The organism is Rubripirellula reticaptiva (assembly GCF_007860175.1).
In the GTDB taxonomy this organism is placed as follows: Bacteria; Planctomycetota; Planctomycetia; order Pirellulales; family Pirellulaceae; genus Rubripirellula; species Rubripirellula reticaptiva.
In genome coordinates, this window is record NZ_SJPX01000004.1 from 989,440 (window position 1) to 1,000,463 (window position 11,024).

Below are 11,024 nucleotides of genomic sequence, written 5' to 3' on the forward strand. Positions count from 1 at the left end.
TAATAATGGACATGTTTTGTGCTTTCCGGCTATGGATTGCGAAAAGTTGGATGTCATAATTCGCTTCCACGGGCAGTTTAGTTACCCGTCGGTCAGCGGCTGCGGAAGTTCGGCCACCTGCCGAACGACTTCCATTTGCTGAGTCGTGTTTGTCCCGTTCTTTTTCAGAGGAATTCGAATGCATTCGAAACGTAGCCGTCCAAGCGGCTTTACCTTGGTTGAGCTGTTGGTGGTGATCGCCATCATCGGCGTTCTGGTCGGTCTTTTGTTGCCAGCCGTGCAAGCTGCTCGTGAAGCTGCTCGCCGTATGAGCTGCAGTAACAACTTCAAGCAGCTCGGGCTTGGCTTGCACAACTATCACAGCGCGTTCAAGCAGATGCCAATCCAGGGTGTCGGCACGATGAGCCCGACCATCGATTACTCGTGGCGATCATCGAACATCACTAATGTTCAGCGACTAAGTGCTTTGGTCGGCTTGATGCCGTTCATCGAACAACAAGCTCTGTGGGAGCAAATCAGCAATCCTCTGGACAACAACGGTGGAACTCCGCTTATTTGGCCTGCGATGGGGCCAAGTCCAAACAAGATCGAATATCGTCCTTGGGTTACCGAACTGCCAACGCTTCGCTGCCCAAGCGATCCAGGAACCGGTCTTCCTGCACTTGGACGAACGAACTACGCGATGTGCCTTGGTGACTCCGCCGAACGTAGCACCACCGGTGCTTGGCGTGACAATGGAACCGTCGGCGGTTTGCCTAACGAAGTGCTTGCTGAAGAATCACGTGCAGCACACCGTGGCATGTTCGTGATGCACAAGACGATGAAGTTCCGTGACATTTTGGACGGCTTGTCGAACACGATTGCGATGGGCGAAATTGCCACTGACCTTGGTGACAAAGACAAGCGTACGATCAACTTGAACATTGGTTGGAACTTCCTTCGTAACCGTGCACCGAGCTACTGTCGCGATACACCCCAAGACTATGTCGATCCATTGCGTCCACAATTCTGGAAAGCAAGTTCGCCAACCGTCGGAGCAACCGATGGTCGTGGTTACAAATGGGCCGATGGTTTTTCGAACTTCAGCGGTATGTACACGATGTTGCCACCAAACGCCGAACTGTGTACCCAGCAAAATGCTGGTAACCCAGGCGTTTATCCACCATCGAGCCGACACCAAGGTGGCGTGCACATCCTGATGGGTGACGGTGCTGTTAAGTTCATCACCGACTCGATCGAAGCTGGCAGCGCGACCCAAGGCGGAGCGGCTAGCTTGCCAATCTTCCGTTGGAACCGTGCTGGCGACGTCAGCCCCTACGGACTGTGGGGTGCGTTGGGTACTCGTGCTAACAAAGAAATCATCGAAACCGAACTCTAACAGTTTCGAATTGACAACTTAGCGATAACAAAACAAGCCTCGTGACCGTAAGGTCGCGAGGCTTGTTCGTTTGATAGGTTTCGCTATTTTGGTCGCAATCTGGTTACAGCAACGGTCGCGTTGGTTCAAGTTTGTTCCGCCCGATCGTCTGACCAGGCTTATCTGTCTTTGCGTTGCTCAATCGGGGCAATTACTTGCCTGGTGGCACGTTTTCGAGAGCTTTCAAGCCCTTCGGGTCTGCCTTGATTGCTTCGCTTTCTGCATTGACCGATTTCATCATCTCGGCTTCTGATTCAGCTTGCATGCGGTTGTATTCGTCGATCGCTGATTGCTCGATTCCGTCAGTCACAACGGCGGGTTCGCCGGAGTTACCGCAGCCCATCGAAAGAATGCAGGCGAAGCCAAGAATAAAGCTGGCGGTTAATTTCATTACTACTATCCGGTACGAGAGAATTCTGATGGGACGTTGCTCTTTATCGACTAGCGAATCGGCACGACCGCGATAAACGAAAGCAATCAACACTAACGCGATTGATCGTCGCTTTCCTCCGGTGGAGTCCAGCGCACGCGCGCAGCAAAAAGGTTGCTACTGGTGAGTATGAGTCCGCATTTTTTAGACGCCATAGCCGAAGTCAACTTGACATGGCGATTTCTAACTTTAGTTGCCAAGTCGTGTTGAGAATCGGCTTCAGCGGACTGAGACTTAGAGTGCAAGTCGTGGCGATTGAGTCTGGGACGATGTGAGTGTGCCGCAGCGGAGCCGGATAGGTGCCCCGCTGCGATCATGTGTCATGCGCCGCAGTCGCTTTGGCTACTTCACTGCGTCAACAGTCAGGCCGGGCCACTCGTCGGTGCGGAACGGTGTCATTCGCAGTCCGTCGGCGCTTTGCACGTTTGCGACCGGGTTATCGGCCCAGGCAAAACGCACGGCGACGGGCGTTTCGATCGAATCGGCTGTGACTTCGACTGTGTCTTTGCCGACGATCTTGGCCGTCGCTTCGACGAACTTCTTGTCTTCGCCTGCGATCGTGAATCCGATTGGCGTTTTGACGTCGAACGTGTCCAGGCCACGGCCAACGTGATCAAACTTGACGATTGCCTTGTTGCCTTCGACAGTCATCGATTTCATCGTTGGACTGTGAAAAGGCACGTCGTAACCGTATTGGTTGGCCAGTGCCCAGCGTGCCAATCGCTTGGCGACATCCTGTTTGTTTTTCGGGTGGATGTCGGCCGCTTCGCCAAGGTCTGTGATGACGGCTTCGCCGGTGGCGGGCAATCGAGCCATGGTCATCGTTTGAGCTTCACGAAGTTCAGCCCAGTCGCTTTCCGATGGGGCTTCCGATTCGTTGCGAAAGTCGGCCAATTGGACCCAGTAGAACGGGAAGTCGCCTTGTCCCCATGCATTTCGCCAGGTTTGAATCATTAGGGGAAACAGGTCGCGGTATTGATACGCGCGGCCGGCGTTGGATTCGCCTTGGTACCAGATCGCGCCGCAGATCGTGTAGCCAATGATCGGGTTGAGCACGCCGTTGTACAGGTTGGCTGGACGATGTTGGCCATTCAGTTGGTTTTGCGGCGCGCGCGGTCTGTTGCCTTTCTGTCCATCGGCTTTCCACTTTGCCATACGGTCGTTCCATTTGGCAACTTCGGCGTCATGATCGTAAGTCTTCGCCAGCGTGTCCCATCGCTCGAGCAATTCGCCGTACTTGCCATCGGATTCTAAGACGTCTCGCGGCACCCAGGCTTCGGCCGATGAACCGCCCCACGCGTTGTCAATCAATCCGACGGGCACGTCCAGAGTTTGGTGCAATTGACGACCAAAGAAATAGCCAACGCCCGAAAAGTCTTTAACCGTTTGCGGCGTGCAGGCTTCCCATTTGCCTTTGAAATCGTTTTGCGGTTCCTGGGTTCCGACTTGAGGAACCGAGATCAGTCTCAAGTTCGGGTACTTGGCGGTCAGGGTTTCAAGATCAGCGTCGTTCGAATTGCCGACGGTGAATCCCATATTGGATTGGCCCGAGCAAACCCAAACTTCACCGACCAGGACATCGCTAAAAACGCGTTTCTCGTCCGCTTGGATTTCCAGTTGGTGCGGTCCACCGGCGGGCAACGCATCAAGTTTCAGGTCAAACCGGCCAGTTGAATCCGACGTCGCGTCGGCCAAATGGCCGGCGATGGTGGCTGTGACTTTGGTGTTCGGCGACGTCCATCCCCAAACGTGAACAGGCTCGTCACGCTGGATGACCATTGAGTCACCAAAGATCGGCGAAAGTTTCAGTTCGGCTTGGCAGGGCACGGCCACCGCAATGCTAAGCAGTAGCAGGGCGTAGGAGGAGACGGATCGGAGCAATCGTTTTCGGAGCATTCGTTTTCTCTGGGGGGGGCGAGGTGGGGGGCGGCCATCCTGCACGGGGTGGCCTGAAGCAAGTACATGCAGGACGGAACATAATATCCCAATGGATCACTCGTTGTTGGGATGTCGTTACGAATAACCCGGTGTCGGGCGGAATGTTGAATCGCGAATGCAAGCCTGGGCAGCTACAATGCTGGGAACTCCTCAACGCGTCTTTGGCGTCAGCAGTGGTGCCTCTTCTTCACAAAATCTTTTCTTTGGTTGTAGCTGTGCTGTTTATCAAAATCGCGCATCAAGTTCTTTGCCAACGAGGCCTCTCGTTTTGCATCATCGGATTGCTTGGTTCGTTCTTGACGATGCCGGGGTATGGCGCGGTAATCAATGTCTATGATGCGGCGGTGAATGATCGCTACATCAGCGGTACAACACCCAATCCAGGTTTCATTTTGGATGAAGCTGATATCTCGGGCATTGGTGGGCGGGCGGCGCTAATAACGCCCCGGCACTTCATCACGGCGGCCCATGTCGGCGGAGCTCCGTTCACGGCCACGTTCCGCGGCGTCGATGGGATTGTTCGATCGTATACGTCAAGCACGTTCATCGACTTAACGACGACGTATAACGACGGAGTGGGGATTGTCAGCACGGCCAGTGACATTCGGATGTACACGTTGTCGCTTGCCGATACGGTTGCTGCGGAAGTCGAACCCATTGCGATCGCTTTGGGCAGCGCTAGCGATTTCTTGAACCAAGAAATCACGATCTTTGGCAACGGTGACCAGGCCGGACGGAACATCATCGACGCGGTCGGAGTCGCCGACTTTGGAGGCGGCAGTCGCGCGACCGTCAATGTCGTGTATTCATTCGACACCGTGACCAACGGCGGCGTCGGTGGGCTCGGGAATCTCGAAACCGGCCTGATCGGCGGAGACTCAGGTCGCCAGGCTGTGATCCAAGTGGGCAGCCAACTCGCTTTGATTGGGACAAATTTTGGGATTTCGGATGCAGCCGATGCGGCTGCGCGCAACCAGTACGATAGCTACACGACCCTGCTATCGCCTTACGTTGACCAGATCGTTGCCCAAGCGGCGCTCACCGGACAAACCGTTCAAACCGTCACGGTTGTTGCGGTTCCCGAACCATCGTCGTTGGTTGCAATGCTTATGATGGGGGGAGTTGCGGCGGTCGGTTATCGACGTCGTAGCAATCGCGTTTAATGTGATTGTCCCTCTGTCAAAGAAATGAAAGCACGATGATGCGAAGTCCTATTGCGGTGTTGTTGTGGATATCGCTTGTCGCTGTCGTGTGTGGAAGTTCAGCGAATGCGGGTCGGCCAAATGTCTTGATTGCGATTGCCGACGATCAATCTTATCCGCATGCGTCCGCGTATGGTTACACCGCGATTTCGACGCCTGCGTTTGATCGGGTTGCCCGCGCCGGTGTGTTGTTCAATCAAGCGTTCACTCCCGCGCCAGGCTGCAGCCCGATGCGGGCCGCGTTTCTGACCGGACGCGAAATTTGGCAGAACCGCGAGGCCGGGACTCACGCCAGTTCCTTTCCGACTGACCTGCCTGTGTTTACCAACCAACTGGCCGGCGCCGGGTACTTGGTCGGGATGACCGGTAAAGGTTGGGGGCCCGGCAAGGCGATCGGTTGGGATCAAAATCCGGCCGGCAAGGCCTATTCGAAACGGAAGCTTGCTGCACCCAAGGGCGTTTCATCAACGGATTATGCCAGCAACTTTGAAGAGTTCTTAGACGTTCGTGCAAGCGATCAACCGTTCTGTTTTTGGTTCGGCAGCCACGAACCACACCGCGGTTACGACCAAGGAATTGGTGCTCGTGGCGGTATCGACCCGGCGAAGGTCGACGTTCCTGATTTTTTGCCCGATAACGATGTCGTTCGCGGTGACATCGCCGACTATCTGTACGAGATACAGTGGTTTGACCAGCAGCTTGGTCGCATGATTGACCATTTGGAAAAAATCGGCGAGTTGGAAAATACATTGGTGATCGTGACCAGCGACAACGGGATGCCATTCCCCGGTGCGAAAGCCAATTTGTTCGAGTACGGCATTCACATGCCATTGGCGATCAGTTGGCCCGGTGCGATTCCGGGCGGGCAAGTCAACGATGATCTGGTCAGCTTGATCGATGTGACGCGAACGATTTTTGACGCGGCCGAAGTCGAGCCCGATCAAGCCGACCAGATGTCCGGGTTCAGTTTGCTGCCACGGATCAAGTCATCTTCGTCAGGTGTGGCTTGGCCGCGAACGTCCGTGTACAGCGGTCGCGAACGGCACTCTTCGTCGCGATACAACACGCTGGGCTATCCATGCCGATGCATCCGTTCCAAGACTCATTTGTACATCCGAAATTTCAAGCCACAGCGCTGGCCCGCCGGGGCGCCGGTCGTGTACTCGAAAGTCGTCTATGACGACCAGGGAAACGTGGTGTCGTCACAGTCCGGTTCTAATCACGGCGGCTACCACGACATCGACGACGGTCCAACGCTTGCTGAGATGCGAGAACATCAGGATGCACCGGAGAACGCAAGACTGTTGCGTTTGGCGACGTCGAAACGACCGGCCGAAGAACTGTATGACATCCGTGTCGATCCGGGCTGTCTGAATAATTTGGCGAGTGCGGCCGAAGCGGCTGTTATCAAGAAGGACTTGGCCGATCGGTTGACACAGTACCTGACCGAAACGGGTGACCTGCGTCAAATCAATCCATCGGCGGGCGAGATTTGGGAAACCTATCCAAGGTACAGTCCATTGCGATGGTTCCCTGTCCCGAATTGGGCGAAACTGGAACCCCCAAGCATGCTGCCGTGGTTAGAAGCTCGCCGGCCAAAGAAGTAGCCGATCTAGCATCGCCTTTCTGTTCCCCACGCTTCAGCACCGCGTTTCTCAAGGGGGCTATTCACCCAGGTTGGCTTTTTCGTTTCCGTCTTCGTCGTATCGGTTGATCGCGAAATAGAAGAACGGAATAGGCAGGCATGGCAACAGCAATAGGAAAAACTTTCCGACCATCAAACTGAATCCGATCGTCACGGCGACGAACCCTATCCACAGCCACCATGTGTCTCGCCAAAGTCCCCAGATTTGTTTCATCATCAGCGCGTCGCCTTTGTTTCGAGAGGATTCGTAACTTCCGAGCAGCAAAGGCTCTGAAATTCCGCCTGACGGGCTGCACGACCGCGTCTGCCGCAATTGTTGCTCGATTCCCAGGATTTGCCCAGCGGTAACATTTGCCCAGCGGTAACCACGTGCCGTGGTGGGTTTCGACGGGCGGAGTCGATAGACTGTGCGGGTCTGAATCCAAACTTTCTCGCCAATCAAAACGGAATTACCTGATGACCAACTCCATCAAGTCACTGATCGAGTCCGGAACGAAGCTCTATCTCGATTCGGTCGAGCCGTCCGAAGTCGATCAAAACTTGGCGTGGGGCGCCGTGGGGGCAACCAGCAATCCAGCCATCATTTCAGGGATCGTCAAAGCCGGCGGTTTGGACTCCGAAATTGAGTCGCTAATTGGCGATGGTCATGACGACGAGACAATCGCTTGGGAATTGACCGATTCATTGGTCAAAGACGCCCAGAAGAAGTTCTTGGCCATTCACGAGCAAACCGGTGGAGACGCCGGGTGGGTTAGTTTCGAATTGGACCCATTGTTGGAAGATCCTTCGTTGAACCTAAGTGAAGATGAGGTGGTGAACCGGTACATCGAGCTGGGCAAGAAATGGGCGGCCGGACACGTCAACCGGATGATCAAAGTGCCGGCAACCGCGGCAGGTTTGCGAGCGCTGGAACCCATGGCAGCCGCTGGAATCACTTTGAACGTGACGTTGATCTTTACGAAAGATCAATACCTCGCCGCGCGAGAGGCGGTCTGGAAGGGCGCCCAGAAACTAGCCAATCGAGACCAGTTCAAGTCGGTCTACAGTATCTTCATTTCGCGAATTGATGTTTACACCAAGTCGCAGGTGCCGACTCTTTCTGACGAAGCCCAAGGCATGGTAGGACTGCTAAATGCAAAGCGGGTTTGGCAAGAGAACACAGCCTTTTGGGCGGACAAAAAATTGCCTCTCGCCCAAGAATTGATCTTCGCGAGCACGGGGACCAAGAATCCTAGCGATTTGCCGTACCGATATGTGCAAGCGCTGGCGGGCAGCGACATTCAAACCAATCCACCCGAAACCAACCAAGCAGTCGTCGACAGTGGTGTCACGTTCACACGAACGGTTGACCAAATGCCTTCGCAAAGCATTCAAGACGATATCGATGCCAAGGTTGATGTCGCAGCGATGCGAGCGGCTTTGATGGCCGAAGGGGTCGACAAGTTCGTCAAGCCACAGCGGGCTTTGTTGGAACTGATCGCCACCAAACGAAAGCAACTTTCGCCGTCAAGTTAGGATTACTTGGCCTGACTATTGACCTGTTCGGCATCGCGCTCGAGTGATCGTTTTAAGAAATCGCTTTGCGTCGATCGGCACAGATCCACCAAGTCATAGGATTGCCTTAACAACGCCACCCAGGTGGCGTCTTCGGTTTTGGCCAATTGCTCGATCGAGACTGCGACGTTGGCGATGTCGGTCAATTGGAAGTCGTTGGCCAATGAAGCGACGCGAATCGCTTGAGTTTGCAGTTCAGTGATATCCTGGTTCGAGACCGCGCCGACGAGCGCCTGAACGTGTGATCCGATCGCAAGTGCGTTCTGTTTTCGCAGCGCGATCGCGCCGGTTGCAAAGATGGCTCGCGTGCTGCTGATCTTTTCGATGAAATGTTCAACGAGCTTTGGATCGAACTGTGTGCCTGCGCAGCGGCGTAGTTCCTCGACGGCCTCTTCGTGCGAACGTCCGGGGCGATAAACGCGGTCCGATACCATCGCGTCATAGCTGTCTGCGATCGACAGTAATCGAGCCGCCAGCGGGATTGCCTCGCCGATTGGCAATTCTGGATCGCGAGCGTGTCCGCCATAGAACGCATGGTGGTTCGCCATGATTTCGGTCAGTTTCAAACACTCAAACGATCCCGACACAATCTCGACGCCGATGCGATCGTGACGGCCCATGACTTCCCATTCTTCGGGTGTCAGCTTGCCAGGTTTTAATAGGATGCAGTCCGGGATTCCGATCTTGCCGATGTCGTGCAGCAGACCTGCGATTTCAAGAATGTAACGCTCGGCTGGATCAAAAATTCCTTCGCCAGCGCGAGCACACAAGTCGGCAACCCGGCGAGAATGCTCGGCCGTGTCGGTATCGCGATAGGAGAGCGCCGATACCAACGCGATCACCGCTTGGAACGGAATGTCGACGCGATCGTGCTTGTCTTCTTCGAGGATTTTTTCGGTGTCTTGGATGATCGAGTAACTGGCATTGTAGACGATCGATCGGTTTCGCCCTTCGCGTTTGGCAACGTACAGGCAAGCGTCGGCTTGGTTGACTAGTTCCTGTGGGTTGTGACTGCGGAAACGCAGTTCGGAAACACCCAGGCTTGCTGTCAAACGCAGTTCCTCGGGATCATCCAGTCGGATAGCGGCGATGGCTTCGCGAATTTTTTCGGCGCGGATCAGTGCGGTTTCGATATCCATATCGGGTAACAGCACACAGAACTCTTCGCCACCATACCGGCACACAACACCATCGGATTCATTTTGGGCGCGAATCACTTGGGCGACCGCGCGCAGCACTTCGTCACCGGTGTGGTGTCCGTAAGTGTCATTGACGCTCTTGAAGTGGTCGACGTCGACCATGATGCACGCCAATGCCGAATCATTCGCCTTGGCTTGCATCCAAATGCTATCGAACTTCTCGAAGAATGCGCGGCGGTTCAGGCATCCGGTCAACGAATCTTGGGTTGCCAGGATCTCGAGTGCTCGGTTCTTGCGTTCAATTTCGTCTCGGCTGCTGCGCAACAGTGACAGCATCCGTTCGAGTTCGGCGCGGTGTTCTTCGACGTGGGTAACGTCGCGGAAGGTTGCTAGAGCACCACGCTGGGTTCGGTCCTTGCCCAGCGGAGCTGCATTGACCGAGAAGATTCGCTGCGAACCGTCGTCTAGAGTGATGCGAAGCATTTGTTCGCTTTGCAATTCTGACTTTTCGATCGCGTGCATCCACGGATAGCCAGATTCGGCAACGTCGTCGGCGACCCACTCTAGTTCGCTCGCCCGTTTATGCGTTAGCAAGTCGGCTTCGACGCCGACCAGGTCAGCAAACGCTTGGTTGGCAAGCACGATTCGGCCGGAACCGTCGAGGACCAACAAACCTTCGGCCAACGTATCGAGGGCTTGGCGAACACGGTCGGGAACCACCTGTGTATTGCTGAACACTCCCATCATGCGAATCACAAAGACGGTGTACGCAAACATGCCGGCTAGGATGTAGAAACCGACAAACTGAACCGTCGGATTACTAAGCAGCCGATCGAAAGAGTTCGAGCCACTTTGGCGGAAGCAGAATTCCATGTGGCCCCACGTACGGTGGTTCAACGTGATGGGAATCTTGGCCTTGTCTGCCGCGTTTGTGGCTCCGGTGGTGGGGTTCCACATCTTTTCGTGGTGCCCCGTGTCCAGCCGTAGCGTGCCGAACTCACTGCGCACCCCAATCGACATCAGTTCGGTGTCGCGATCGACGAGCGCTTGCAATGTCGACCGAAGGGCAACCCAGTCACGCTCGCTGATCTGTCGCACGCTTTGGATTGCAATCGTTTCGCAGTTCTTTTGGCGCGCGCTGCTCTGAATAGCCTCAGCGTCTGGCATGTAGCCAAACCACTGTGCGCCTAGGATAAGACTGGCCCCGACGCATACTAGCGAAAAGGCGACTCTTAGCGATGCGAGCAATCTCTTGCCCAACGAATTCCCCGTGATTGATTGTTCGGGCTCTGCTCTTTCGTCTCGCCTGTGTCAAACTGCGAGCGCGCTTTCGAACGCGCGGAACGAACCTCTGTGGAAGTGTTGCCTATCGCTTTGAAACCTAGGCTTGAAAAGCACAGCGGAAGTCTACGGATGGCGGGAACGGAAACGATGTTTGCGATCGTCCCGATTGTGATAGATCGATCAATCGTCCGGATTCGTCGGGTTGGCCGGTAAGATCGGTCAGCGGGAACGCATGACCGAAACACGGAAGCCGGAACGGACGAGTTGCCGACCGAGATTCGGGCGGTCGCGTTGCCAGCTTGTTCAGTTGGCAAGCGGATTGTCGACTGAGTAAGCGGAGACGCGTTAGGAACCGGAACCGCATGATGCCGCGGCTGACCCTCGTTTTCCGAAACGCGATCTAATTGACAAACTG

At 55.1% G+C, this 11,024-nt stretch carries 8 protein-coding genes; 4 read left to right on the top strand and 4 right to left on the bottom strand.

What is annotated here, in order from left to right:
* Positions 1-178 precede the first annotated feature (178 nt).
* Entirely contained in the window at positions 179-1,378 is a 1,200-nt protein-coding gene (locus tag Poly59_RS20890) for a DUF1559 domain-containing protein (protein ID WP_146535999.1), read from the top strand.
* Positions 1,379-1,568: 190 nt separating this feature from the next.
* On the opposite strand, the gene Poly59_RS20895 is transcribed toward Poly59_RS20890, so the two are convergent.
* Positions 1,569-1,808, bottom strand: coding sequence for a hypothetical protein (locus Poly59_RS20895; RefSeq protein WP_146536000.1), 240 nt, complete (start codon positions 1,806-1,808; stop codon positions 1,569-1,571).
* A 381-nt stretch (positions 1,809-2,189) separates the two neighbouring features.
* Positions 2,190-3,743 carry a sialate O-acetylesterase gene (locus tag Poly59_RS20900; protein ID WP_146536001.1) on the bottom strand — a complete coding sequence of 518 codons (1,554 nt, stop codon included), beginning with the start codon at positions 3,741-3,743 and terminating at the stop codon, positions 2,190-2,192.
* Positions 3,744-4,000: 257 nt separating this feature from the next.
* Between Poly59_RS20900 and Poly59_RS20905 the strand changes: the two genes are divergently transcribed.
* Together Poly59_RS20905 and Poly59_RS20910 are read left to right on the top strand one after the other, a co-directional pair.
* Positions 4,001-4,948: a PEP-CTERM sorting domain-containing protein gene (locus Poly59_RS20905; protein WP_186776419.1), complete on the top strand. Its 948-nt coding sequence runs from the start codon at positions 4,001-4,003 to the stop codon at positions 4,946-4,948.
* A gap of 35 nt (positions 4,949-4,983) precedes the next feature.
* Positions 4,984-6,594, top strand: coding sequence for a sulfatase family protein (locus tag Poly59_RS20910; protein WP_146536003.1), 1,611 nt, complete (start codon positions 4,984-4,986; stop codon positions 6,592-6,594).
* A 57-nt stretch (positions 6,595-6,651) separates the two neighbouring features.
* Here Poly59_RS20910 and Poly59_RS20915 read toward each other — a convergent pair whose 3' ends face one another.
* On the bottom strand, positions 6,652-6,849 hold the full coding sequence (locus Poly59_RS20915; RefSeq protein ID WP_246151809.1) for a hypothetical protein: 198 nt from the start codon (positions 6,847-6,849) through the stop codon (positions 6,652-6,654).
* 239 nt (positions 6,850-7,088) lie between these two features.
* Here Poly59_RS20915 and Poly59_RS20920 point away from each other — a divergent pair, with 239 nt between their 5' ends.
* The gene (locus Poly59_RS20920) at positions 7,089-8,147 is read left to right on the top strand and encodes a transaldolase family protein (RefSeq protein ID WP_146536004.1); all 1,059 of its coding nucleotides are present in this window, start codon (positions 7,089-7,091) and stop codon (positions 8,145-8,147) included.
* Positions 8,148-8,149: 2 nt separating this feature from the next.
* Here the strand turns inward: Poly59_RS20920 and Poly59_RS20925 are convergent, their stop codons facing one another.
* Entirely contained in the window at positions 8,150-10,423 is a 2,274-nt protein-coding gene (locus tag Poly59_RS20925; protein ID WP_246151810.1) for a diguanylate cyclase, read from the bottom strand.
* Positions 10,424-11,024 lie beyond the last annotated feature (601 nt).